This window comes from Psychrobacter glacincola, assembly GCF_904846215.1.
Taxonomy (GTDB): Bacteria; Pseudomonadota; Gammaproteobacteria; order Pseudomonadales; family Moraxellaceae; genus Psychrobacter; species Psychrobacter glacincola.
In genome coordinates, this window is record NZ_CAJGZK010000005.1 from 146,581 (window position 1) to 170,895 (window position 24,315).

Annotated in this window: 21 protein-coding genes; 12 read left to right on the forward strand and 9 right to left on the reverse strand. The window is 41.2% G+C overall.

Features of this window, described 5'->3' with window-relative positions:
* Window positions 1-156 precede the first annotated feature (156 nt).
* The 3 genes from JMW90_RS04795 to JMW90_RS04805 all read left to right on the forward strand — a co-directional run bounded on the left by JMW90_RS04795 (window position 157) and on the right by JMW90_RS04805 (window position 2,753).
* A complete protein-coding gene (locus tag JMW90_RS04795; RefSeq protein WP_010196799.1) occupies window positions 157-369 on the forward strand; it encodes a cold-shock protein in 213 nt (70 codons plus the stop codon).
* A 571-nt stretch (window positions 370-940) separates the two neighbouring features.
* Entirely contained in the window at window positions 941-1,690 is a 750-nt protein-coding gene (locus JMW90_RS04800; protein WP_201561925.1) for an electron transfer flavoprotein subunit beta/FixA family protein, read from the forward strand.
* 130 nt (window positions 1,691-1,820) lie between these two features.
* The gene (locus JMW90_RS04805; RefSeq protein ID WP_201561926.1) at window positions 1,821-2,753 is read left to right on the forward strand and encodes an electron transfer flavoprotein subunit alpha/FixB family protein; all 933 of its coding nucleotides are present in this window, start codon (window positions 1,821-1,823) and stop codon (window positions 2,751-2,753) included.
* A 393-nt stretch (window positions 2,754-3,146) separates the two neighbouring features.
* Here JMW90_RS04805 and JMW90_RS04810 read toward each other — a convergent pair whose 3' ends face one another.
* A complete protein-coding gene (locus JMW90_RS04810) occupies window positions 3,147-4,109 on the reverse strand; it encodes an IS30 family transposase (RefSeq protein WP_201561927.1) in 963 nt (320 codons plus the stop codon).
* A gap of 110 nt (window positions 4,110-4,219) precedes the next feature.
* On the opposite strand from JMW90_RS04810, the gene JMW90_RS04815 reads away from it, so the two are divergent.
* The gene (locus JMW90_RS04815; RefSeq protein ID WP_201561928.1) at window positions 4,220-5,032 is read left to right on the forward strand and encodes a 2OG-Fe(II) oxygenase; all 813 of its coding nucleotides are present in this window, start codon (window positions 4,220-4,222) and stop codon (window positions 5,030-5,032) included.
* A gap of 152 nt (window positions 5,033-5,184) precedes the next feature.
* Here the strand turns inward: JMW90_RS04815 and JMW90_RS04820 are convergent, their stop codons facing one another.
* Together JMW90_RS04820 and JMW90_RS04825 are read right to left on the reverse strand one after the other, a co-directional pair.
* On the reverse strand, window positions 5,185-5,979 hold the full coding sequence (locus tag JMW90_RS04820; RefSeq protein WP_201561929.1) for a TrmH family RNA methyltransferase: 795 nt from the start codon (window positions 5,977-5,979) through the stop codon (window positions 5,185-5,187).
* 228 nt (window positions 5,980-6,207) lie between these two features.
* The gene (locus tag JMW90_RS04825; protein WP_201561930.1) at window positions 6,208-7,191 is read right to left on the reverse strand and encodes a class 1 fructose-bisphosphatase; all 984 of its coding nucleotides are present in this window, start codon (window positions 7,189-7,191) and stop codon (window positions 6,208-6,210) included.
* 544 nt (window positions 7,192-7,735) lie between these two features.
* Between JMW90_RS04825 and JMW90_RS04830 the strand changes: the two genes are divergently transcribed.
* The 3 genes from JMW90_RS04830 to JMW90_RS04840 all read left to right on the forward strand — a co-directional run bounded on the left by JMW90_RS04830 (window position 7,736) and on the right by JMW90_RS04840 (window position 10,637).
* Window positions 7,736-8,809: an aspartate carbamoyltransferase catalytic subunit gene (locus tag JMW90_RS04830; protein WP_201561931.1), complete on the forward strand. Its 1,074-nt coding sequence runs from the start codon at window positions 7,736-7,738 to the stop codon at window positions 8,807-8,809.
* Between the two features lie 90 nt (window positions 8,810-8,899).
* Window positions 8,900-10,081, forward strand: coding sequence for a dihydroorotase (locus tag JMW90_RS04835; RefSeq protein WP_201561932.1), 1,182 nt, complete (start codon window positions 8,900-8,902; stop codon window positions 10,079-10,081).
* Complete coding sequence (locus tag JMW90_RS04840) at window positions 10,074-10,637, forward strand: DUF2127 domain-containing protein (RefSeq protein ID WP_201561933.1); 564 nt, start codon at window positions 10,074-10,076, stop codon at window positions 10,635-10,637. Before JMW90_RS04835 ends, JMW90_RS04840 begins: the two co-directional genes overlap by 8 nt.
* 228 nt (window positions 10,638-10,865) lie before the next feature.
* On the opposite strand, the gene JMW90_RS04845 is transcribed toward JMW90_RS04840, so the two are convergent.
* From JMW90_RS04845 to JMW90_RS04855, 3 genes are all read right to left on the reverse strand, one after another.
* Window positions 10,866-12,140, reverse strand: coding sequence for a cation:proton antiporter (locus JMW90_RS04845; protein WP_201561934.1), 1,275 nt, complete (start codon window positions 12,138-12,140; stop codon window positions 10,866-10,868).
* Between the two features lie 40 nt (window positions 12,141-12,180).
* Complete coding sequence (locus JMW90_RS04850; protein ID WP_227691859.1) at window positions 12,181-13,797, reverse strand: DUF2254 domain-containing protein; 1,617 nt, start codon at window positions 13,795-13,797, stop codon at window positions 12,181-12,183.
* Between the two features lie 199 nt (window positions 13,798-13,996).
* The gene (locus tag JMW90_RS04855; protein ID WP_201561936.1) at window positions 13,997-15,565 is read right to left on the reverse strand and encodes a YihY family inner membrane protein; all 1,569 of its coding nucleotides are present in this window, start codon (window positions 15,563-15,565) and stop codon (window positions 13,997-13,999) included.
* A gap of 265 nt (window positions 15,566-15,830) precedes the next feature.
* Here JMW90_RS04855 and JMW90_RS04860 point away from each other — a divergent pair.
* From JMW90_RS04860 to JMW90_RS04870, 3 genes are all read left to right on the forward strand, one after another.
* A protein-coding gene (locus tag JMW90_RS04860) for an IS5 family transposase (protein ID WP_201561937.1) occupies window positions 15,831-16,582 on the forward strand; the annotation gives its coding sequence in 2 pieces (ribosomal slippage) (window positions 15,831-16,038 and window positions 16,038-16,582; 753 coding nt in all).
* A gap of 144 nt (window positions 16,583-16,726) precedes the next feature.
* Entirely contained in the window at window positions 16,727-17,344 is a 618-nt protein-coding gene (wrbA, locus tag JMW90_RS04865; protein WP_201561938.1) for an NAD(P)H:quinone oxidoreductase, read from the forward strand.
* A gap of 52 nt (window positions 17,345-17,396) precedes the next feature.
* The gene (locus tag JMW90_RS04870; RefSeq protein ID WP_201561939.1) at window positions 17,397-17,879 is read left to right on the forward strand and encodes a hypothetical protein; all 483 of its coding nucleotides are present in this window, start codon (window positions 17,397-17,399) and stop codon (window positions 17,877-17,879) included.
* Between the two features lie 151 nt (window positions 17,880-18,030).
* Here JMW90_RS04870 and JMW90_RS04875 read toward each other — a convergent pair whose 3' ends face one another.
* A complete protein-coding gene (locus JMW90_RS04875; RefSeq protein WP_201561940.1) occupies window positions 18,031-18,801 on the reverse strand; it encodes a DUF3108 domain-containing protein in 771 nt (256 codons plus the stop codon).
* 446 nt (window positions 18,802-19,247) lie between these two features.
* Between JMW90_RS04875 and JMW90_RS04880 the strand changes: the two genes are divergently transcribed.
* Both JMW90_RS04880 and groL read left to right on the forward strand, forming a co-directional pair.
* A complete protein-coding gene (locus tag JMW90_RS04880; protein WP_025652227.1) occupies window positions 19,248-19,541 on the forward strand; it encodes a co-chaperone GroES in 294 nt (97 codons plus the stop codon).
* Window positions 19,542-19,635: 94 nt separating this feature from the next.
* On the forward strand, window positions 19,636-21,279 hold the full coding sequence (gene groL, locus JMW90_RS04885; protein WP_201561941.1) for a chaperonin GroEL: 1,644 nt from the start codon (window positions 19,636-19,638) through the stop codon (window positions 21,277-21,279).
* A gap of 168 nt (window positions 21,280-21,447) precedes the next feature.
* Here groL and JMW90_RS04890 read toward each other — a convergent pair whose 3' ends face one another.
* Complete coding sequence (locus JMW90_RS04890; protein ID WP_201561942.1) at window positions 21,448-22,887, reverse strand: tetratricopeptide repeat protein; 1,440 nt, start codon at window positions 22,885-22,887, stop codon at window positions 21,448-21,450.
* A 42-nt stretch (window positions 22,888-22,929) separates the two neighbouring features.
* Window positions 22,930-24,252 (reverse strand): hypothetical protein, encoded by a 1,323-nt coding sequence (locus JMW90_RS04895; RefSeq protein WP_201561943.1) that lies wholly within the window; start codon window positions 24,250-24,252, stop codon window positions 22,930-22,932.
* Window positions 24,253-24,315: the final 63 nt, after the last annotated feature.

A 24,315-nucleotide genomic window follows, 5' to 3' on the forward strand; every position in this document is an offset into this window, starting at 1 on the left:
CAGCTTGTACTCAAAGGATTTCGGGTAAAGATATTAAGACGTCTATGAGATGTTTCAATGGTTTTATCCACGCATTCTGCAAGAAAAACTTGGGTATATATCAATTAATCGGTGATGACACACGTCTCGCCAACAGTTAAAGAGTTAGGAAAATTTATGTCAGATAAAGTTGAAGGCACTGTAAAGTGGTTTAATGAAGCTAAAGGTTTTGGTTTTATCGCGCAAGACAACGGCGGACAAGACGTATTCGCTCACTACAGCGCTATCCAAGGCGGTGGTTTCAAAACTCTAGCCGAAGGCCAAAAAGTGTCTTTCATCTTAGGTGATGGCAAGAAAGGCCCACAAGCTGAGCAAATCGAAGCTATCTAATCTCATTTGATATTAAGTAAGCTGTTTTTCAGCCCGCTTAATGACAATAAGATTAATCAAGATGCATTGATACCTTTGTTTGTTAAAACAATAAAAATACTGTTTAGACTTTAAAAAAGAGCAACCTCTGATCAGGTTGCTTTTTTTATACTCTTTTTTTGAGTTATTTGTTTTAATGATAACTGCATGTTAACCTGGATAAACTGCTATAAATATTTTAAAAATTTTTGAAAATAATTATAAGAAAATGGCGTCACTAGGTGTTTATAAACTGTTTATTGTAGAATAGTGACAAATTTATGACGCATTATTCACGGCGTTGCCTTGACCTTAGGGCTGAGCTCACGCAAGATACATAGGTCTGATAATAACGGTTGGCTTCGCTTTGGCAGACTTTATAGATAGAGAGTATGATGCCAGTATATTGTTTATGGTCTGATATTTTTTATTACATTATAGATGCTGACGCAGCCATCAACCTTGAGTACTATTTCGAACGACGATTTAAAGAAATGAACCTTTGGTTCTTAACTGGCAATTTTAATTCATAACATTAATAAACGAGGAACGTATGAAAGCATTAGTAGCGGTCAAGCGTGTCATTGATTACAACGTAAAAGTTCGTGTGAAAGCTGATAATTCTGGCGTAGATTTATCTAACACTAAAATGTCAATCAACCCTTTTGATGAAATTGCAGTAGAAGAAGCAGTTCGTCTAAAAGAAGCGGGCGTGATTGATGAAATCATTGTTGCATCAATTGGTCCAAAAGAGTCACAAGAGCAGATTCGTGCCGCTTTAGCACTGGGTGCTGATCGTGGTATTTTAGTGGTGACTGATGCAAAACCTTATCCTCTACAAATCGCTAAAATCCTGAAAAATATCGCTGAGTCTGAGTCTACTGATATTATCCTATTGGGTAAGCAAGCGATTGATGACGATAATAATCAAACAGGTCAAATGCTAGCGGCATTGATGGGTATTGGTCAGGGTACGTTTGCTTCAGAAGTGAAAGTTGAAGGCGATAAAGTCAATGTAACGCGTGAAATCGATGGCGGTTCGCAAACGGTTGCACTTGATTTGCCAGCGGTCATTACCACTGATTTGCGCTTGAATGAGCCACGTTATGCAAAACTGCCTAACATCATGAAAGCCAAAAAGAAACAGCTTGATGAAAAAACGCCAGCTGATTTTGGTGTTGATATGGCCTCTAAGCAAGAAATTATTAAAGTCGTGCCACCTGCTGAGCGTAAAGCGGGTATTAAGGTAGGTTCAGTTGACGAGTTGGTCGATAAGCTAAGAAATGAAGCAAAAGTCATTTAATACTTTGCTAAGCCTATCTAGTACAAAGTCATGATGTCCTAAATATGTTTTATTGAAATGGGACATAAAATGGCTTTGTATACCAACAATCACATGAATAGATGATACGAACAAATAAAGGATAAAAACAATGGCAATTTTGGTATATGCAGAACACGACAATGCCAGTCTAAAAAAGGCAACTTTGAATACGATCGCTGCCGCTAAGCAAATAGGCGGTGATATCCATGTATTGGTCGCTGGTAGTGGTAACCAAGCTGTCGCTGACGAAGCTGCTAAGGCTGAAGGAGTTACTAAAGTATTATTAGCAGATAATGCCGTTTACGAGCATCAATTGGCAGGTAACTTAGCATTACTGGTTGCTGATATTGCTGGTGACTATAGTCATATTATTGCGCCTGCTACGACAACTGGTAAAAACTTCTTACCACGCGTTGCGGCATTGCTTGATGTGAGCATGCTGTCAGAAATCTCTGCTGTAATAGATGCGCAAACGTTTGAGCGTCCTATCTATGCAGGTAACGCGACAGCAACGGTTAAAACATCAGAAGACAAAGTCGTATTAACCGTACGTACTACCGCTTTTGATCCAGTAGCAAGCGAAGGTGGTTCAGCTACTGTCGAGACACTTGATAATGTTCAAGAACTTGGTAAAGCAAGCTTCGTAAATGAAGAGATGGCTAAATCTGACCGTCCAGAATTGACATCAGCTAGCATCGTGGTGTCTGGTGGTCGTGCGCTAGCAAATGGTGAGAACTTCACTAAGTATATCGAGCCACTAGCTGATAAACTTGGCGCTGCTGTTGGTGCATCACGTGCCGCCGTTGACGCAGGCTATGTACCAAATGATATGCAGGTCGGTCAAACAGGTAAAATCGTTGCACCAGATTTATATATCGCAGCAGGTATTTCAGGTGCGATTCAGCATCTAGCCGGTATGAAAGATTCTAAGGTGATTGTTGCTATCAACAATGATCCAGAGTCACCTATCGCTAGCGTTGCTGATTACTTCTTAGAAGCGGATTTATTTACAGCCTTACCTGAGCTGACTAGCAAAATTTAATTACTCTTTAGTATTAAAATAAAAATAAAAAACCCGCTATCATTGATTGCGGGTTTTTTTATATTCAACTTAAAAATATAGTCAAAATACTCTAGAAACGCGACGGTATTGCTGATATCAATTTTTTGTAGCCTCTTTCTGCGCAGGCACAGCAAGCAAGAGAAATTTATATTAGCAGTATTTGATGTATCGATATTACTTTTCACTGACTATAGCCAATATCTCGATATTATCTGCACTATTTTCCTTGTTTGGCTATCATTTACCTCATTTTTATCAGCATTTTTAACATGAGGGCACGCTCTAGTGGGAGATTGGTTTAGTTAAACAAACGAATGTGCGATACTACGATTTGTCTAAAACTTTCAGGGATAAGATTACAAGGACTTGGATTCAACATCGAAGTGCAACGCACCCGAAGCTAGATTTTACCTCAAGCGGTGTTCTAAACCCTAGCACCTTTCTAGGTCGATTATTTAAACTATCTTCAATCGACTGAACTAAGTGCCTGCATAGGTTATCTAGACGCATCGACTTAGGTAGAAACTGACGAATTAAACCATTGGTATTCTCATTCGTTCCACGCTCCCAAGAATGATAAGGCTGAGCAAAGTAAATATCAGCCTTCAACGCGGTTGCCATCGTTTCATGGTCAGCAAACTCTTTACCGTTGTCAAAGGTGATGCTTAACGCCTGCTCACCTTTTAGCATGCCAATACAAGCTTGTGTGACAGCTTTTGCCTTACGATTGGGTAGCGCTTTGATCTTAGTCTCTCGAGTCGTTCTATCTACTAAAGTAACCAGAACACCTTGATGTCCATGACCAACCACCGTATCTCCTTCGTAATCGCCCATACGAATGCGCGTATCAATGATACTAGGACGGTCATTGATATCACAGCGGTTCGCTATCTTTCCACGCCTATCATTGCCTTGCAGACGGCGTTTCCTATAGCGCTTTTGACATCTGAGGGCGTTGTGTAGATCACCCCCTGCCTTTTTGTCAGTATAGATGCGTTGGTATATCGATTCATGGCTTGGGACCTCTTCCCAACCCAGCATCCTCAGTCGCCCTGTGATTTGTTCAGGTGAGTAGTGCTTGCTGAGTAGATGCTCAATATAACACCAGCCAAAGCGGCTGATTTGTGCGCTATTTACAACTTTGCGCGCGTTTGCCAAACGATGGGCTTGTTTGGGGCGATAACCCCTTTGTCCTAGGTTTCGCCTTATCTCTCGACTCACCGTTGATTTATGACAGCCGATAATTCTAGCTATTTCACTCATGCCTTTTTTAGCTTGCAATAGCGCTGATATTTGATATCTTTGCTCTTGGGTAAGATGTGTATAGTGTCTCATAACGTTCTGATATGTAGGAGTTGAAGTTTGAAATGCAACACGGCACATCTTACTCTTCAACTCATTCTTTTAAAACGTTGCACTTCTTATTTGAATCTAGGGGAGTAAATATGAACGCAATTTTACAGTTAGAACCCACCTGGCAACAGTGGATTACAGAAAACATCGAGCGCGGCGTACCCCATAATAAGATTATCAGTACTCTCTTTGAAAGAGGATTTTACAGTGCTGCTTACGAGTTAATGTCACAACAGTCTGATGTTATCAATATTCCCTACATAGACATGACTCACAATTCGATAGAATTGCCAGACAAGACGGTCAAGTTGGCATCAACTTTTCATCCCCCTTTTGTGGCTGTTATAGAGAGTTTTTTGAGTCATCAAGAATGTGACCAACTTATAAAAAGCACTGAAGGTAAAATGAAGGAATCCAGAGTCGTCAGTCCTACTGATGGCACTTTTGCCGCGCATAATGCAAGAACCAGTCTAAGCTTCGGCTTTCAACGCAGCGCTACTCCTTTGATAACGATAATTGAGAATAGAATCGAGGCTTTATTACATTGGCCAGCCATTCGCGGTGAAGGTTTGCAAGTTTTACAGTATGGGAAAGGTGCTGAATATCGTCCACATTATGATTTTTTTGACCCTAAGAACGAAAATTTTCAAAGAAATGTGGGTAAAGGAGGGCAACGAGTAGGTACTCTACTGATGTACCTATCTGATGTAGAAGCTGGGGGTGGCACCAGTTTTCCTAAAGTAAATCTTGAAGTGCGACCTAAAAAGGGCATGGCTTTATATTTTGCTAACACTAAGTTTGATGGTAGTGTTGAATCTTTAAGTTTGCACGCTGGTATGCCAGTGATAAAAGGTACAAAGTACTTGGCTACTAAGTGGTTACGTACTAATCCTTATATAGGCTAGTTTGTATTCGCATTAAAAGCAGTATCAACGTACGGTCTTATCAGTAAAAGGGATAGAATATTGCTCGGAAAACCAAAAAAATAGCTGGATAACTATGTGCAGTTATTCAACTATTTTTTAGTCAATATTTCTTCATATAATCAAAATTATAGTTAACAGTATTTCCTTTGACGCAGCGTTTCATATAAGCATAATGAGCCTGCAATGGCGACATTGAGGCTTTCTTGTCCATTAGGCTGCGGTAGGGCGATAGGGGTTGCGCACTGCATCAGCTCGTCACAAACGCCTTGACCTTCATGTCCCATAATCCAAGCGATCGGTTTTTTTAAGTCATGTTGATAAATGACGGTATCGGTATGCGAGCTAGTGGCAAATAAAGGCGTTTGTACAAAGTCTAAAATATCTTGTACGCTTAAACCTTCATAAATCGTTAGCGCAAACTGCGCGCCCATGCCTGCTCGTAATGTCTTCGGTGACCACGCTTGAGCGGTGGCACTGGTACAGAGTATGTTATGAATACCGACAGCTGCTGCGGTACGGAGTATAGTGCCGACATTACCACTGTCTTGAACGTCATTGAGAATCAAGCAGTCATCATTAATCATGGATAAGCTAGGTGTTGGTATCTTGATCACAGCCATGATATCAATGCCAGTGCCTAAGCTGCGCATACTTTCATAAAGCGCATCTGACAAGGTTAAAATAGGCGTATAAGTTGGCAGACGAGTAAGGACTTGCTGCACCTCAGGATGATGATGCGCTGATTCAGCTAGCAATATTTGCACAAACGGGTAGTCACTACGAAGGGCAGCATCAATAAGATGAATACCCTCAATCACAGTTTGACCTTGTTTTTTACGTTGGCGAGCTTGCGTCAACAACGCCTTTACTAGCTTGACCGTTGTATTCTTATCTGAGGTAATCAGCTCGGTGGGATTTGCTACCATAATAGATCGCTTAGAGAAAAAGTATAAAATATAGACATCGGCTATAAAATGATTATTGATATGGCTTTATAGGCGCTGTCAAAATGTGCTTGTATAGTCAATAAAAAGTAATATCGACACATTATGTACTGCTGGCATCAATTTTTCTTGCTTGCTGCGCCTACGCAGACAGAGGCTGCAAAAAATTTATACCCGCAGCACCGTAGCGTTTTATTTTGACTATATGTATTATTTATCAGTATGGTTTAAATGCAAATTTTTAATATACTCGACTTCATTCTTGCTACCAAGCACTACAGGCACGCGTTGATGAATATCGGTCGGCTCTATATCTAAAATACGATTGACCGCGTCCGTTGCACCGCCACTAGCACGCTCAATGAGTAAACTCATGGGATTGGCTTCATACATGAGACGTAATTTGCCTGCTTTATTGGCATATTTGGTATCGAATGGATAAGTAAATAAACCACCGCGGCATAGAATACGATGGACATCGCCCACCATGGCGGCAACCCAGCGCGTATTAAAATCGCGACCACGTACGCCTGTCTTGCCAGCGATAAGCTCATCGATATACTGTTGCATTGGCGCGCGCCAATAGCGGTAGTTTGAGGCATTGATAGCATATTCGCTGGTATCGGCATCGATTTGTACATTTTCTTCTATAAGCACATAGTCATTGGTATCTGGGTCTAGACTAAACATAACCACATTATCAGTGATGGTCAGCGCGAGAACGGTAGAGGTGCCATAGAGTAAGTAACCGGCTGCTAGCTGCTGATTACCCGCTTGTAAAAAGTCGCTATTTTCACTCACTTGACCTTGACGCTGGTACGGTAAAATCGAGAATATGGTGCCGACCGCCATATTGATGTCGATATTTGACGAGCCATCGAGCGGGTCAAACAATACCAATAAACTGCCATCAATATTGGCAGGAGTGGCGTCGTCAAGCTCTTCTGAAGCAACACCTGCACAATGGCGGTTTTGTGCCAAGGCATCTAACAATAAATCATTCGCCAATACATCTAACTTCTTCTGGTCTTCACCTTGCACGTTTTGATTACCTGCTTCACCAAGGATATCTGCCAAAGCGCCTTTTCTGAGCAGCTGTGAGATGGTTTTACCGACGTCAGTAATCGTAGTAATAACATCATTGAGAGCAGTGCTTTTGCCATGAGTGTTTAGGTAGTGTGCTAAGGTTGTCATAGGGCTTCCTGATAAATGAGTCTGATAAAGAGTATTGCAAATAAAAGAGAATGAGCGTTTAATATTTTGTTACGTTGTATAGTCTGTTCTACATAAAAGAAACACAATATTATAACGCGCTATTGAAATTCATTTTTCTTGCTTGCTGTGCCTACGCAGACAGAGGCTGCAAACAATGAATCCCAGTAACGCTGTATTCTTTTAAAAGTGGATCAACTATATCTATGTGAGAGATATTTTTAAATACTGGCTAAGGCGTCTTTGTCCTGACCACGAAATCAGCTACACTAACACTATTATTATTTATTTATGGTTGAAAAAGCTATTTTTTGATACGGCTGCTAAATGGTGTGCGGCTATTCTCTAAAATGAGAACCTCATCTATTTTAGCATTGCTTATATCACTGCGGTAAATTGTAGCAAATAAGCAGCAAAATGTCCTTGCCTCTATGCGTGTCTGCCTTATTATCGAGCCAAAATTATTAAAAAAATGAATGAAAACGTATTATCAAATCATATAAACCCTTAATAAAGACGTGTCCTTATGTCAAATTCTATCGATAGCCAATCAATATCTACCGTCTTGCTGACAGACTATGCAAAATTTGATCCTAATACCATTCATGAAAAACTTGATGCGTCGCTAAGTCGTCCGCAGCTCAATAATGATGGGAGCATTCGTCATTTTTTGGGCGTAGAGGGGCTTAATAAAGCACAGTTGCAGGCGATTATCACCAAAGCTGAGTCCTTTTTTGATGATAAGGGACAGCTGATTAACCGTCCTGAGCTTGAAGGCTATACGGTGATGAATCTGTTTTTTGAGCCATCGACGCGCACGCGTACCACTTTTGAGGTAGCAGAAAAACGCCTAGGTGCCAATGTACTGAATATCGATATCGAACGCTCTAGCACCAAGAAGGGAGAGAGCTTGCGTGATACGTTATGGAATCTACAAGCGATGACGGCAGATATCTTTGTGGTACGCCATTCAGCATCAGGTGCGGCACATTTTATGGCGACCGAAGTGACACCAGATATTGCTATTATCAATGGTGGTGATGGTTGGCACGCCCATCCGACGCAAGGCATGCTTGATATGCTGACTATTCATCGCGAGGCACCACGTCCTTTTGAAGAGCTATCGATAGCAATCATTGGTGATATCAAGCACTCTCGGGTAGCACGCTCTGATATCAGCGCACTACAAACCTTGGGCGTAAAAGACATTCGCGTCTGTGCGCCTCGTACCTTATTGCCAAAAGGGATTGAACGTTTTGGCGTGCAGGTTTATGAAAACATGAATGAATGCGTGACCGACTGTGATGTCATTATGGGATTAAGAATACAAAACGAGCGTATCGGCTCACCGCTCCTCGCCTCATCGAGTGAATACTATAAGCACTATGGCATTACCCCTGAGCGCGTGGCATTGGCTAAGCCTGATGCCTTGGTTATGCACCCAGGACCGATGAACCGTGGCGTTGAGATTGCCTCGAGTGTCGCTGACGGTGCGCAATCTGTGATTTTAAAACAGGTAAATAACGGCATTGCCATTCGTATGGCGGTACTGTCATTGGCAATGGAAGGTCAGCGCGCTCACCAAGCCGCGAGTAAATAATATTTTGCTGCGCTATCTTATATTTATTTATCCCATTTTATTGATACGGTAATAACGCTCATGGTTCACATTACGAATTCAGATGTTCATATGCACGACTTACTTCCAAAAGTATTTAAAGAATCCCTCTCACAAATTGCCACTGCTCAGTTAGCAAAGCTGACAAGCGAGCGCGAGACATGGATATTACCGCCGTTGGTTGATTTGTGCGCACGCTTGCGGGAGCCAGGGCAACAACAGCATGGTACATTGGAGTCAGAAGGGCGTGCGGCCCGTGCCAATGGTTTTTTGCATGTGGTGATTCCGCCCGATACCAATCCTATCTTAGAGAACGGTTCATTGTTAAAAGGTTTACGTGAGCGTGCACTTGAAGATGGTGGTATTTATTTGCATATTTTGGGCGCGTTGACTGCTGGCTTAGAGGGTGAGCGCCCGTCTAATATTGCAGGGCTCAAAAAAGGCGGCTGTATTGCGGTCTCCAATGCTCGTAGACCCTTTCAAAACGACTTAGTGCTCTTACGTACACTCGAGTATGCGGCGACGTTTGGTATGAAAGTATTCTTTTATCCTGATGAACCAAGCCTATCTGGTGATGGGGTGGCGCATGAAGGCTATATCGCGTCATATCATGGTCTGCAAGGTATTCCTTGGATTGCAGAAACCGTCGCCTTATCAACGCAGTTACTTATGATGGAAGAAACGGGTATAGCCGCTCACTTTAGCCAATTATCCTGTAAATCTTCAATTGAGCTGATGCGCTGGGCGAAAGATAAAGGTCTGCCAGTGACCTGTGATGTGGCAATGCATCAGTTGTATTTAACCGATGATAATTTGGAAGGCTTTAACGCTCAGGCTTATGTTCTACCGCCTCTGCGTAGTAATACCGATCAGCAAGCGATTCGCCGTGGTCTAAAAGATGGCACTATCGATGCAATTTGTAGTCATCATGAGCCATTAAACAGTACCGCGAAAAAAGCCCCGTTTGCGGAAAGTACGCCCGGTATCTCAAACTTTGATACCTTTATGGCGCTGGCATGTCAGCTGGTAAAAGATAACGTATTAACACTTGAGCAGCTGGTCGATAAAATCTGTCTAAATCCTGCAAAAATTGCCGGTATCAGCGAGCAATATGAGACTATCGGTGGCGCAGTATTGGTCGATCCCAATCTTGAATGGCAGGTGACTAGCGAATCCATGCTGTCAAACGGTAAGAACACGCCCTTCTTTAATCAAACACTGCAAGGTCGCGTTGTGGAGACTTTCTTTGGCTAATTTGCCTAGGCAGGATGATAGTCTCCAGTCTTCGTCAAAAGGCAAGTCATCAAAAGTTAACCATCCGTCTTCAGGCTCACAACACAATGAGCCTCGCACGACGTCAAGCGAATCTATCAAAGCAGTAGCAATCTATGAAGTCGTCAAGGGTATTGGTGCGCTATTAGGCGCAGTGGCTTTATGGTCGTGGCATACCGACCTTGAGCGTTGGCTTATTACGGCGACGGCTTCTTGGCAACAAATATTTGGTCAGTTATTGGCTCCGCAAGTTGATAGTGCGGTACGTATCGCACAGATGGCAAGCAAAAACTGGCCTGTATTCTTATTATTGATTTTTGCTTATGCCAGTTTGCGTTTTGTTGAGGCGTATGGCTTATGGCAAGATAAGACATGGGCTTACTGGTTTGGGGTGCTTGGTTATGGAGTATTTATTCCTATTGAACTGTACTATTTGATTGCGAGTCCGTTTGATTGGTTCAAACTTGCCATATTGGTGTCGAATATTATCATTGTGATTGTGGTTTATCGTAATATGAAACGAAAGGGCTTAATCTAATCAGGTGTCCTTAGGCTCAAATGACAATTTAAAAAACCAGCTTAAGATAAATATCTTAAACTGGCTTTTTTATAAACACCCTAATCTAAGATTTATATAGTCAGAGAAAAGTAATATCGATACATCAAGTACTGCTGATATTGCTTTTTCTTGCTTGCTGTGCCTATGCAGACAGAGGCTGCAAAAAATTCATACCAGCAGCACTGTAGCGTTTTTGAGATATTTTAACTATATATCGGCTTTCTTCTCTTCAGTACGAATGCTTTTGGCGACCTTGCCTACGCTCAAACCTTGTACCAAAATAGAGAATATAACCACCGCATAAGTCAGCGCCAATAAGATATCGCGCTCTGACCCTGTTGGCAGTTGTAATACTAAAGCGACCGAAATACCACCTCGTAGTCCACCCCATGTCAGCACTTTCCAAGCACCTGCCGGCAAATCAAGCTGTCGATGAAAGGTTTTGGTGGTCATACCGACCACAATAAATCGCGCAAGTAAAGCAATCACAATCGTCAAAGCGCCAGCGATGAATAAATTGGCTGAATAAGCAATCATCACCACTTCAAGACCGATTAATACAAATAAAATCGCGTTTAGAATCTCATCGATCAATTCCCAAAACAAATCAACATAATGGCGCGTCTTATCACTCATCGCTAGTGCTCGTCCGCGATTACCCAGCATCAGCCCCATCATTACCATTGCTAGCGGTCCCGATAAATGCCAATGACTGGCCAACGCGTAGCCGCCTATGACACCAGCAAGTGTTAACAGAACCTCTTCTTGATAACTATCGATGCTCTTGAGCATGTAATATAAAATTGCGCCAAGTACTAAGCCAAAAATAATACCGCCACCAGCTTCGACTGCCAAAGTATGTGCCACATAATTGGCGGTTGGGATATCGCCGCTCGATAAAATACCGAGCAGCAGCACAAAGATGACGACGCCGATACCATCGTTAAATAGTGATTCGCCCGCGATGACCGTCTCTATGCTTTTTGGTGCGCCAGCAGAGGCTAAAATACCCATCACTGCAATAGGGTCAGTTGGAGATATCAAAGCACCAAACAATAAGCACCATAAAAAAGAGAGCTCGAAACCAAATAATGGCAACATCAGATATAGAGCGATGGCAATCAGCAGCGCTGATACTAAAGTACCGATAAAGGCTAGAATACCGATAGGTAACTTATAACGTTTTAGATCGCCAATATTGACGTGCAAAGCGGCGGCAAATAACAGCATAGACAGCATGCCATCAAGTAAGACTTCAGTAAAATCAAGCTGCCCTAATAAACTGACCTCGTAATCAATGAGCTGATCAAATCCTAAAAATCCTAAAAATATCGCTCCGATAGACAATAATATAGAAATAACCATCACACCAATGGTCGTCGGTAGTCCAATAAATCGATGATTAACGTAAGTTAATAGGGCGGTGATGGATAAGAATATCGCGCTGATTTCGAGTATGGTCAGGCTGCTCGTAGGGTCCATAAAAAAGTCTCAAGTGGGTAGTAAAAAATATTAACTATGCTCAAATGTGCTTTGATTGGGCTTGTAGTGCCTGACGAATATGGGCATCAAAGTCACTAACATAATGGAAATAATGATGCTGGGCATTTTCACTCATAATAAATTTTTCTGCTTGTTGACACATTGCGGTCAAATCATCAGCAAGTTGATGGTAGTTTAAATTATCCGCACCGGCACGCTCAATCAATTTTATCTCATGTATGAGCGTTTGCTGCTGCGCCTCATTAACCCTAGCATAATTGAGATCAATCATTGCCTGACATAGCGCCTTTAATACCATCAAATCTGCTGCCGCGTAACGCCGTATCTCACCAAGTGAGCTATCAATAAAATCTGATATTTTAGGAATACGAGTAACGATGGCAAGGATGGCTGATGGTTGATGGCTGACAGTGTCCGGTGTGTCTGTCTCATCCACCGGTTTATAAAAATGATACGGCGTCGGCGGCTGACAGCGCATCATAATGCTCAGACAGCTGGTCAGCGATTGGACACAGTTAACCGCTGTTTTTGGGTCATTGATACCTGGCGACAATGCGCGTACGGCAATCTCAGTCATTTGTCCTAAGCTATAAGCAATATCATTAGATTGCGTTAAGCGCTGTTCAACACGTATACAGCCGGCAAAGCGTTGCCAAAACAGTCCGTCAGGCGAACGCGGCACGAGCGCCAAATGCGGCATTTTGGTTTTTTGTAAGTTGATTGGATGGTCTGCCGGACGCTGATAAAAATAGCCAATCACGTTTTTGTCGGTGACAAAGTGACCAAGACTGCTATTTATTTGTACCACACCGCCGTAATCTTGCGATAGAGTAATGAGTGATTCAAAATAAATCTGTTGCAAATAGCCCGAGTGCGGTGGATAAATAGGCGTCGCAGACCAGTGATGAAACTGCTTAATATCATGATGCTCGATATTACGTTGGTGCTCGATATCGCAGCGGTCTTTATACCAATAATGAATGTTTTTAATCGCTTCATTGCTGGCACCTTGGATCACATGCGATGCCTGGATAGCATGTACCATATGCTGCACAAAATAGACCAGTAAAAGGGCACAAATAATCGCCATAATAATGGCAAAGGTCACCGATAATTGCGGCACACCAAAACCAACATCGTATTTATGAATGGCTTTTAACACCAGTAAGCTATAGCTAAAGGTACCGATAAACGCGCCCAGTACAAACTGATTGGGCGTATCGGTCAAAAAGTTGCGTAGTAATCTGGGTCCAAATTGCGAAGATGCCATCGACAACACAGCAATGGTAATCGAGAAAGTCGTGCCTGCCACGCCAAGTACTGCACCAGCAATGGTGGTCATAATAGCGCGCGCGGCATTATCATCGCCAGTAAAAGCAAAAGTAATCTCTCTGACGGTGTCGCGATCAAAATGCTCATCGATCGTCACGAGTATAGGAGCGAGCAAGATGCCTACCAACACACATGCAGTCGGTATAAACCAGTAAGAGCCAATCAGCTGTTGCCACAAATTCGTTAGACGATCAGGTAAGTTGGTGAGCGTTTTTAGCGACCATAACTGAAAAAACTGCTGCAGTTTTTTAATATTTGACGTTGATAGACGGGTAAATAAGTTGCTTTTAGCATGTTTAGTCAACGTGAGCAGCTCCAAAAATGATCCTAGTATGTCTTTTAACAGCGATTAGTACCGTAAAATGGAATGGTGCTAATCGCTGTTAAAAGGTTTCAAAAACAAATTACCTGATTGGCGGTAAATAATCCATTAAAAGTAGAATAAAAAAAATAAGCTCCAGCTGGAACTTATTTTTTACAGAATGTTCTTATTATTGCAACGGTCAAATCGACCTTGGGTTATCGGCTTCTGTAATAATATCGCGTTTAGCATTAGAAAAATTAGCGTTTATTTGATTTTTATCGTCAATGCTGTCTTGTGGAATAAGGATTTCACGATTATGCTCATCACGTTCTAAGTCGCTATCCTTATCATAGGCGACCGGTTCAAACTTCGGTATATCATCGTTATTATCTATAGGCTCTTGTAATAAACGACTGGAAGTCTCCGCGCTAGATTTTCTAAAAAATTCATTTTTCTCTTTTTGAAGCTTTTCGTTTTTATGATGAGTCGATTTATCATTAGAAGTTTTCTTACGTGGTTCACTATGAGCAAAAATAGCACTAAGCGGCACATTCAATTGTGCTTTGGCATAGGCTTCAGTATTTTCAAAGCGATTAACCAATAAGCTAAGCCAAGGTTTCTGGTCTTCTAGGCTCATCTCATCAAGCTCATCTTTGATGGGCAATGGATAAGGCAGCGTGCGATAAAAATCCCACAAGGTCATTTTGCTCAAATCTCTTTTGAGTACATAATGCTCATCTTCTGTCATGGTGATCAAGTTACTGTCTTGCAGGTAGTTGATATAGATATACCATTTTGGCAGCTCTTTACGTCCCAGGACATTGCGTAGCGCTTGCTCGCTCACCGCTTCGCCTTTTAAATGATAGGTATAAACCAGATTTAACATGTCAAGTAAGCTTAAAAATGGATGACGCGGATAGACCTCTTCTGTTTCAAATATCGTTAGGGTATAGCTGATCTCAACCCCTAATAAAATCAGATTCCATGACAGATATATCCATAATAAGAAAATCGGCAGTGCCGCAAACGCACCATAAATCGCCTCATAACTGGTAAAGTTTGCCATCACTGTACCAAATAGATGCTTCATCAGCTCAAAGACAACCGCCACAAAGACACCAGCAATCGCCGCGTTTTTTGCTGGTACTCGCGCTTTTGGAATAAACCAATACATTCCAATGAAGCCAGCTGTCGTCACCCCAATCGATACTATTTGAACCCAAAATGCCCAATCAATACCATAACCGCCAATTTGGCGATTTAAAAAGCTGAGACTTTGTACGGCACTTGAGGCGATAAACGCAATACCCAATACCAAGGGTCCCAACGTGACGATGGTCCAATAGCGCAGCATACTTCTCATACCGCCAGAACGATTTTCTACGCGCCATATTTGGTTAAAAGCGCGCTCAATAGTGGTCAAGGTCATGATGGTGGTAAAAAATAACACCATCGCCCCGATGATGGTGAGATTTGATGATTTTTCAGCAAAATTATTGATGTATTTACTGACTTGCAAGCTCGATTGTGGCAGCAAGTTGCTATAAATGACTTCGTAGATCTGCGCCCTGACAGAAGCAAGTGCTGGCACTGAAGACAGAATCATCAGCAGTACCGTTAAGATAGGCACGATTGACAGCAAAGTTGTGTAGGTCAATGAGGCAGCTTTTTGCTGACAGTTATCCTCAAAAAAGTGCCGCGTCAAAAAACGTAAGAACTGAAACCAACGTTGGTGTAAAAAAGGTATTTTTTTTAATAAGTTTTCCATAATGACCATCTAACAGGGATAATGAGTGCGAATAGTGTAACAAACATGGGCGGTCTGAATCTGCCCAATAAGTGTGTCAATATGCATTAGATTGTATTGAACAATTAAATAGGATACTGCTGATGGTTAAAAATAGTGAATACAAGACGCAAGACAAAGATTAGTGGGTTTGCTTGGTTACTAGGGCGTGTCCCTAATTGGAAAAAGGGATAATATTCGCTAAAATAATGCCTATATTTTAGCGATCGATAGGTATTGAGAAAAAATGGCCAGACAAGCATTAACCGATAATCTCTGGGAGCAGCTACAAGAGACTATGGCACAACATGGTTGCTATCAAAAAGATAAGAACCGAGACGTGATGGAAGCCATTCTTTGGAAGCTCCGTACAGGCGCACCATGGCGTGACGTACCTGAAGAATTATGCCCGTGGAAAACCGCTTATAACCGTTTTAATCGCTGGTCAAAGACGGGTTTGTGGGAGAAATTTTTTTTAGCTTACGAAAAGAAATTGATACAGAATGGGTATTCGTCGATGGAAGTTATATACGCTGTCACCAGCATGCAAGTGGAGCTCGGCTTGGTGAAGATCGAGCAATTGGACAAAGCCGTGGTGGAGCAACTACAAAGATACACCTATCCTGTGATGCCGATGGATATACGCTCGATTTTAAAATCACTGGAGGTGAGGTTCACGACAGTCAAGTTGCAGGTGAATTGATTGAGCTCATAGGGCAAGCGGACTACTTTATTGCTGATAAAGGCTATGATTCAGAAGTTATTAGAGACAAAGCTCGTACCCACGATATGGTACCTGTCATCCCTAAAAGAAAAAATGCCAAACAGCCTAATCCAGAATTTGATCGTTATTTATACAAGTTACGCCATTTAGTAGAAAATATGTTTGCGAGACTCAAGCATTTCCGTAGCATCGCGACTCGCTACGAGAAGTTGGCTCGTAATTTTAAGTCTATGCTTTACCTAGCGTGCACTATTATTCATTACAAGATGAATTGAGGACACGCCCTAGGTTAAGTATGCTGCCAAGTAACAGGGTTTGTTTGCATGTCAGTGAACGACTCGGGCATAATGAGCAGTATCTATATTCATAATGAGCAGTATCTATATTACTGCTAACGATTTTATAAGGAAGTTTTGCTAATGAGTCAGACCGCCCCTTATGTTTTGGTGCTCTATTATTCTAATTATGGTACGACTAAGACATTAGCCTATGCTATCGCTCAGGGTATTGAAGAGGCGGGCATGACAGCGCGTATTCGCACAGTGCCGACAGTAGCGCCCGAGACCACATCGAGTAAGCCTGCGATACCTGATGAAGGTGACCTATATTGCACCATGGAAGATTTAAAAGACTGCAGTGGTCTTGCGCTTGGTAGTCCAACGCACTTTGGTAATATGGCCGCACCCATGAAGTATTTTTGGGACAATACGGTGACACTTTGGCTAGCGGGAAATCTACAAAACAAACCAGCTGCTGTCTTTACGGCGACTGGCTCTATGCATGGCGGTCAAGAGACGACATTGCTGACCATGATGCTGCCACTTATGCATCATGGCATGATGATTGTGGGCGTGCCTTATGCTGAGCCTGCACTCAACAGAACCACGCGTGGCGGTACGCCTTATGGTGTAAGCCACGTCAGCGGCGCATCCCATGACCAACCTGTATCTGCTGATGAGCGCGAGCTTGGCATCGCTCAAGGGCGTCGTTTGGCGATTACGGCATCTGCATTAGCGCAAGCCAACTGGAGCCGTTAATGCGTTCATCTATTGCTGTTTGGCATGAATAATTAGGAAATACATATCTCTAATGGCTACTAACCCTTCTCATGACGACAGTCATAAGCCAACATCCCAAATAAGCAGTCAAACAACTCAGCTGCTGAAACCGATTACGCCTGTTCGTCAGCGCTTAATGGTCACGTGGCTTGTTTGGCTGGTCTTTAGATTGCTTGCGCTACCTGTTTTAATTAACATTTTTAATCCTAGCCGCCCTGATATTATCGGCGGTATCGCATGGCAAGCGCTATGGTTGGTACCGGCATTTGTCTTGACGCCATCTATGCTGCGCGGGCGCTCGCCTTACGCACTATTAATAGACAGTATGTTTACCTTGGTGTATCTAGGCGCAAGTGGGGTCGTATTATTCACACGTGCTTATGGCAGTAGCTGGGCAGAGATAGCCGTCTATTTCATTGATTTCGTCCTGCTATTTGCAATTAACGTTTGGCTGTTTATTTTATTAAAGCGCCTGCCTTCGATGAATAATGTGGTTAAACAACCCCGCTCATAACTCATTACATAGTTGCTTAAGCAATGGATTGCTATAGTTCTTGAAAAATGTCCATTACACCAAAAAACGATATTAAGCTTAAGACATTAAAAAAGCGGCAAGCCAAATAGCGTGCCGCTTTTTTAATGTCTTAAACTTGAGAATTATGTTATTAGTTCACTTTAGACAATTCTAAATCCATCTTTTTACCATCGTTGATCTGGCTTACTTTTACCGGTAAGTAATCTAAGCTTGGGGCCAACCAAAAACTGGTAGAGCGGCTGTTGTCGTCATGGATACGGTCGACACGTACAGTATCAAACGTACCAGCTGGCACGGTGATTTTGGTATTGCCAGATTTTTTAAACGGTGTTTTCTCAATTTTACCTTTCTTCGCCATGTAGTAATCGCCAGAAAATTTACCATTTAATAAGTCTTGGCGAATTTGCACCTCAAGACTTAAGTCGTCAAAGGCTTGCTGCGCCATATTCATGGTGGTCGATTTGCCTCTATAGTTACTCACAACTTTTTTGCTGCTTGGGTCAAAGTCTAATTTGTGCGTACGCCCAAGACCCAATAACTTATACGTCGTGCTGGCTTGTGTTGGACTGACATTGTTACCTTTGATAGTAAAGGTACTGTGCTGATTAGCACTTGCAACACCAGCGACTCGTGCATTGACGTCATATTTCCAAGTATTACCTGACTTATTCAAGGTGCGGGTAGCGGTCCCTTTATATTTGTCTTCAACGGTAAAGCTATAACTAGCGCTTGAGGGTTGAATGGTTTTTGCGCTGGCAAGGGTAGGGGCGGTCATACTCAAAGCTCCGATAGTAGCAATACTGGCGCCAGTGGTTAAGGCGGTCAAAAATTTAGAGTTACTGTGGGTTTTATTATTAGAATCAATGCGGACTGATTTTTGCTTCATTGATAAAAAACTCATGAATATTCCTTACTTTTTATCTGTGGGATTGATCATAACTATTATTGTTTTCTCAAGCATTATAATGGTCATAAGTTGTTACATTTTCAAGAGCTGAGGATTGCATGATCGTTTGCCTCTTGTAGCAGATGTTGCTGCCATAGCTTCCTTTATCAAACTGAGTAACTTGCTGTAAAACTGGTAATAGCGTCAGGATAATTTCTTTAGTCCTATAGCTTATACACTGTTTAATATAGATTTATGGAAAATACTGCTTAAAAAGCAAAATTCTTGTAAATTTTTGGCCTTTACACTTGAAGCTACCTTGCCATGCCCCCACTTTTTGAAACAAGCTCAAAGCTTATCTTAGTAAAAGCGTTTTTATAAGATGGCTTTTGAAGATAGAGTATTGAGACTAACAAACCAAATAAATTTTTCATTTAAACAACCAACTTATTGGAGACATATTGATGAATATTCGTCCTTTACATGATCGTATTGTTGTCCGCCGCATAGAAGAAGAAACAAAAACGGCTGGTGGTATCTTGCTTCCTGGTTCTGCGCAAGAAAAGCCTTCACAAGGTGAAGTGTTGGCAACTGGTAATGGTCAGATTCGTGACAACGGTGAAACTCGCGCGTTAGATGTAAAAGCTGGCGACAAAGTCTTGTTCGGTCAATATGCTGGTCAAACCGTGAAAGTTGACGGCGAAGAACTATTGATTATGAAAGAATCTGATGTATTGGGTGTGTTAGAAGGCTAGACCTTTTTGAGTATATTTATACTCAGCATATTTTGACAATATCATTGAAAAATTCAACTGCATTCTCATACTTATAATAGTGGAGTAATTTAACATGGCAAAAGACGTAAAATTCGGCATTGATGCCCGTAAACAAATGATGGATGGTGTAAACATCCTAGCAAATGCAGTACGTGTAACCTTAGGTCCTAAAGGGCGTAACGTGGTTATCGATAAATCTTTTGGCGCGCCTACCATCACTAAAGATGGTGTTTCGGTTGCCAAAGAAATCGAGCTTGAAAATAAATTTGAAAACATGGGCGCTCAATTAGTCCGTGAAGTGGCTAGCCGCACCAATGATGTGGCTGGTGATGGTACGACTACAGCTACTGTATTGGCTCAGTCAATCTTGCAAGAAGGCATGAAATCAGTTGCCGCTGGCATGAACCCAATGGATCTAAAACGCGGTATCGATAAAGCGGTTCGCGCAGCCGTTGAGCAAATTCATTTGCTATCAACGCCAGCTGATGATTCAAAAGCGATTGCCCAAGTAGGTTCTATCTCTGCTAACTCAGACACCAAAATTGGTGAGCTGATTGCTGAAGCGATGGAAAAAGTCGGTAAGCAAGGCGTTATCACTGTTGAAGAAGGTTCAAGCTTTGAAGATACCCTAGAAGTTGTCGAAGGTATGCAGTTTGACCGTGGTTATATCAGCCCATACTTTGTGAATAAGCAAGACAGCTTAACGGCTGAGTTTGAAAACCCGTATATCTTGCTTGTTGATAAAAAAATCAGCAATATCCGTGAAATCGTGCCATTACTTGAGCAAGTGATGCAGCAAAGCAAGCCGTTGCTAATCATTGCTGAAGATGTAGAAAACGAAGCATTAGCTACCTTAGTTGTGAACAACATGCGTGGTGGCTTAAAAACTTGTGCCGTTAAAGCACCAGGTTTTGGCGATCGCCGTAAAGCAATGTTAGAAGATATCGCGACGCTAACTGGCGGTACCGTTATCTCTGAAGAGATTGGTCTGAGCCTTGAGACTGCGACCCTTGAGCAATTGGGTACGGCTAAAAAAGTCACTATCGGTAAAGAAAACACCGTTATCGTTGATGGCGCTGGTAACTCTGCTGATATCGAAAATCGTGTTGAATCTATCAAACGTCAAGTTGAAGAATCAACGTCTGATTACGATAAAGAGAAGCTTCAAGAGCGTATGGCGAAACTGGCTGGCGGCGTTGCCGTTATCAAAGTTGGCGCTGCGACTGAAACTGAAATGAAAGAGAAAAAAGATCGCGTTGATGATGCGCTACATGCGACTCGTGCAGCGGTCGAAGAAGGCGTTGTACCTGGTGGTGGTGTTGCCTTGGTTCGTGCAATGAATGCATTGTCTGAACTACGTGGTGATAACGACGACCAAAACGCTGGTATCAATATCTTACGTCGTGCAATGGAAGCGCCATTACGTCAAATCGTTACCAACTCAGGCGAAGAAGCGTCAGTTGTGGTTAACGAAGTGAAGAGCGGCACTGGTAACTACGGTTACAACGCAGCTTCTGGCGAATATGGCGATATGCTAGAGATGGGTATCCTTGACCCAGCGAAAGTGGCTCGTTCAGCGCTAGAAAATGCGGCATCTGTTGCCGGTCTAATGCTAACCACTGAAGTCATGATTACTGATTTACCACAAGGTGATGACGGTATGGCTGGCATGGGCGGTGGAATGGGCGGTATGGGTGGAATGGGCGGCATGATGTAATTTATGCCTCGACTAAACTTGTACGACGTTGTTAACCTCGTTCGATGTACTTTATGTACAATCTTTACTCGGCCGCCTAATCGTACTGCTTTAGTCAATCCATAAATAACTCTTTAAAATAAAACCCCGATAGGCTGAGCTTATCGGGGTTTTTTAAATTGATAAATTTTAACGTATTGTTCTTCTAATAGATTCGATAGTTGACAATGTAATATCTATATTTTCTATGTCACCTATATCTCTAGAAATGGATAATGAATCATTAAGGTGCTTTAAAGCGATATCGAAGTTTCCTTGCTCAAAATAGATAGATGAAATATTATATAATACTGTACTTAAAAGAACTTTATTGCCTAATTCTTCACATATTTTTAAAGCTTTTTTTAAGTGTTTAAGTGCTAAATCTTTATTGCCTTTATTATAATACACACTGGCTATACCATTGAAAGAATGACTTATACCTACTTTGTTTCCAGTATCTTGGCTAATTTTTAAAGCTTTATTCATGTAGTCTAAAGCTTTGTCATACTCTCCAGTTTTATAATATATACCTCCTGTATTAATATAACGTGTACTCAGAGCTACATCATCGTCGATTTTAGCATCAATTTTTAAAGATTTTTCTAGTTCCTCTAGTGCTTTCTTATAATCACCACGGGCTATATAAATTAACGATATATTATTGGATATTGCTCCATTGTCACTTATAAAATTTAAGCTCTCTCCTAATCTTTGAGCTTCCATAAGACAATCTAATGCTTTATCGTAGTTTCCTTGGGCTTGATAAACTTGAGAAATATTACTTAGAATAGTTTGTTCAGCTACCTGATTATTCATTTTAATAACAATTTGCATTGCATCTTTCCAGTGCATTAAAGCTTCATCCAAACGTCCTATTGAAAAAAATAAGTCTGCCATTAAAGTTCTTATATAGGCTTGATCATTTAGTGTAGTCGCTTCATCTAGTAATGCTCTAAGGGACTTCAATTGAGATTCTTTTTCTGTAGAAGTTTGATAATGCTGAGAAAGGATTTTAGAGTCTGGGTGCTTGAGTGAGTTATATTGATTGAAAGCAGCAAGTTTTTTCTGATTTAAATTACTATCGAAATGATAGATATCGCTATACCAATCATAAAAATCACTAGCTTGGGTTGCAAGCAATTCTAATGCGTAACTTGGCAACCAAAATATAATAGGAACTTTAAGCGCTTGAAAATAGCTTCTACGCCAGTTTAACTCGCTTACGGTTTTGATAATTTGTTCATCAGAGCCTGTAGGTAATAGTTGTTCAAGACCAATTATATTGATGGCATCTAATGGTTGTTTAGACTTTGCGTTTTGATACTTATTTTTCTGTTTATGTACCCACTCATCTATATGTATACCTTCGTTTTTCGGATAATCAGCAGTATCAAGGGTAAGTAAGTTTAGATTATCTATATTGTCAAGTTCACCAATCAACTGCCTGCGTAAATTAGGTAAATTGCACTCGACAAAATACAAAGCATATTCGTTTTCAGAACGCCTTATATTGCGCCTAATACGTTGAAGAACTTCTATTTGTTCTTCAGTAATAGGATTGTTTATTGAAAAATCTAAAGTATCCATAAGTAAAATTCGCTACTAAGTCGTGCCAGAACTATTAAAGTTCTAAGTATTAGCCGCTGTTAGATTGTTTATCTCATCCATAACCCATCCGATCTCTAAACAAGCGGGGTGTAGTTTGGCGGAACGTTTGCCGTTCTCGTATTCAAGTATAACTCGGTTAAGCAGTAATTGATTTGTTCTCTCATCGTCTGGATTAACTAACTCGGTTCTATAGACTCTTTCTAAAATGGGAATATCGCTTGGTTTCAACAATCTATCGTATTCTCTAGTCAATCTAGAGACTGCATATTTTACTTCTTTAGCAGATACTTGAGTTTCGTCAGTATCACAAGACAATCTAATAAGACGCATCAAATCACGTACTACACCACCAGAACTTTCAATCAACATATCAACAAGCGTAGGGTCAGAAAATACCGCTTCTATATCAACACGTTTTTGTACCAAATCTTTAAGAGTAGATTTACCAGCATTATTTAGCCTTACCATTGGTAAAATGTAGACGTTTTCATAGTCGTTTTGCAGATTACTAATAAAGAACAAGCTTATTGGGGTGGTGTAGACCACATGAGATTGTAGTGATAACAATTGCTCAGCATGTTGAACAAAAAGCTGAGTATGACTATCTGACTGATTATTCATTAACGAAAAGGTTCGATAGTGCATTTTTTCGAGACCATCGACAATAATAACTATGTCTTTATAGTTATTCTTCTGAATAGCAATACGGACACTAATTAAGAATTGATTTATCTTTCTAATAAAGTCTGATGCTTTCTTTTCAATATTTTCACGTATTATGTGGCGTTGGCTTTGACTATGCTTAATGTCTCCAGTCAAATTACCGAATAGCTTCAATATAGAAGGTATGCCTACATTAACTTCTATACCTGCACTAGCTTTACCGTCTATTTGCTTCTCTACAGTCGATTCTGCATATGCTTCTTGAGTGACCCAGTTATGGATTTCTTTTATAGCGTCATTATCAATGTTGATATTACTTTCTTGCAAAGATTTGCTAGTTGCATCAACCATTGCTAGAAAAATATCAATATAGCTAATATCTGCCAAATCTAAAGCGTCGCCTACATCGAAATAAACACATAAATATTGGTCTTGTTCTAATCTTTGCTTAAGTCTAAATAGTTCAGTTGTCTTGCCTGATCCTCGGTGTCCACTTATTAAATAAGTACAGGTATTATCGTCTGAGCGCTCAATACTACGACGAATCGTGCTAATAATCTTTATGTTCTCTCCTCTTACTTCTGACAAATCTATATAACGATTATCATTAGCAGGAAGAGCGTAATCAGGATTACATTGCTTGTATGCATCAACGACATTGGTTGCTGGCGAGATAGTCATAGAATACCTATATAGTTATCGATTTAATCTAATTGCTTATTTTTTTAGTATACCTCTTTTAGA

What these genes read in the sequence shown, in the direction of transcription:
- JMW90_RS04795 (WP_010196799.1), top strand. Translation starts at nt 157, where the DNA reads ATGTCAGATAAAGTTGAAGGCACTGTAAAGTGGTTTAATGAAGCTAAA.
- JMW90_RS04800 (WP_201561925.1), top strand. Translation starts at nt 941, where the DNA reads ATGAAAGCATTAGTAGCGGTCAAGCGTGTCATTGATTACAACGTAAAA.
- JMW90_RS04805 (WP_201561926.1), top strand. Translation starts at nt 1,821, where the DNA reads ATGGCAATTTTGGTATATGCAGAACACGACAATGCCAGTCTAAAAAAG.
- JMW90_RS04810 (WP_201561927.1), bottom strand. Translation starts at nt 4,109, where the DNA reads ATGAGACACTATACACATCTTACCCAAGAGCAAAGATATCAAATATCA.
- JMW90_RS04815 (WP_201561928.1), top strand. Translation starts at nt 4,220, where the DNA reads ATGAACGCAATTTTACAGTTAGAACCCACCTGGCAACAGTGGATTACA.
- JMW90_RS04820 (WP_201561929.1), bottom strand. Translation starts at nt 5,979, where the DNA reads ATGGTAGCAAATCCCACCGAGCTGATTACCTCAGATAAGAATACAACG.
- JMW90_RS04825 (WP_201561930.1), bottom strand. Translation starts at nt 7,191, where the DNA reads ATGACAACCTTAGCACACTACCTAAACACTCATGGCAAAAGCACTGCT.
- JMW90_RS04830 (WP_201561931.1), top strand. Translation starts at nt 7,736, where the DNA reads ATGTCAAATTCTATCGATAGCCAATCAATATCTACCGTCTTGCTGACA.
- JMW90_RS04835 (WP_201561932.1), top strand. Translation starts at nt 8,900, where the DNA reads ATGCACGACTTACTTCCAAAAGTATTTAAAGAATCCCTCTCACAAATT.
- JMW90_RS04845 (WP_201561934.1), bottom strand. Translation starts at nt 12,140, where the DNA reads ATGGACCCTACGAGCAGCCTGACCATACTCGAAATCAGCGCGATATTC.
- JMW90_RS04855 (WP_201561936.1), bottom strand. Translation starts at nt 15,565, where the DNA reads ATGGAAAACTTATTAAAAAAAATACCTTTTTTACACCAACGTTGGTTT.
- wrbA (WP_201561938.1), top strand. Translation starts at nt 16,727, where the DNA reads ATGAGTCAGACCGCCCCTTATGTTTTGGTGCTCTATTATTCTAATTAT.
- JMW90_RS04870 (WP_201561939.1), top strand. Translation starts at nt 17,397, where the DNA reads ATGGCTACTAACCCTTCTCATGACGACAGTCATAAGCCAACATCCCAA.
- JMW90_RS04875 (WP_201561940.1), bottom strand. Translation starts at nt 18,801, where the DNA reads ATGAGTTTTTTATCAATGAAGCAAAAATCAGTCCGCATTGATTCTAAT.
- groL (WP_201561941.1), top strand. Translation starts at nt 19,636, where the DNA reads ATGGCAAAAGACGTAAAATTCGGCATTGATGCCCGTAAACAAATGATG.
- JMW90_RS04890 (WP_201561942.1), bottom strand. Translation starts at nt 22,887, where the DNA reads ATGGATACTTTAGATTTTTCAATAAACAATCCTATTACTGAAGAACAA.
- JMW90_RS04895 (WP_201561943.1), bottom strand. Translation starts at nt 24,252, where the DNA reads ATGACTATCTCGCCAGCAACCAATGTCGTTGATGCATACAAGCAATGT.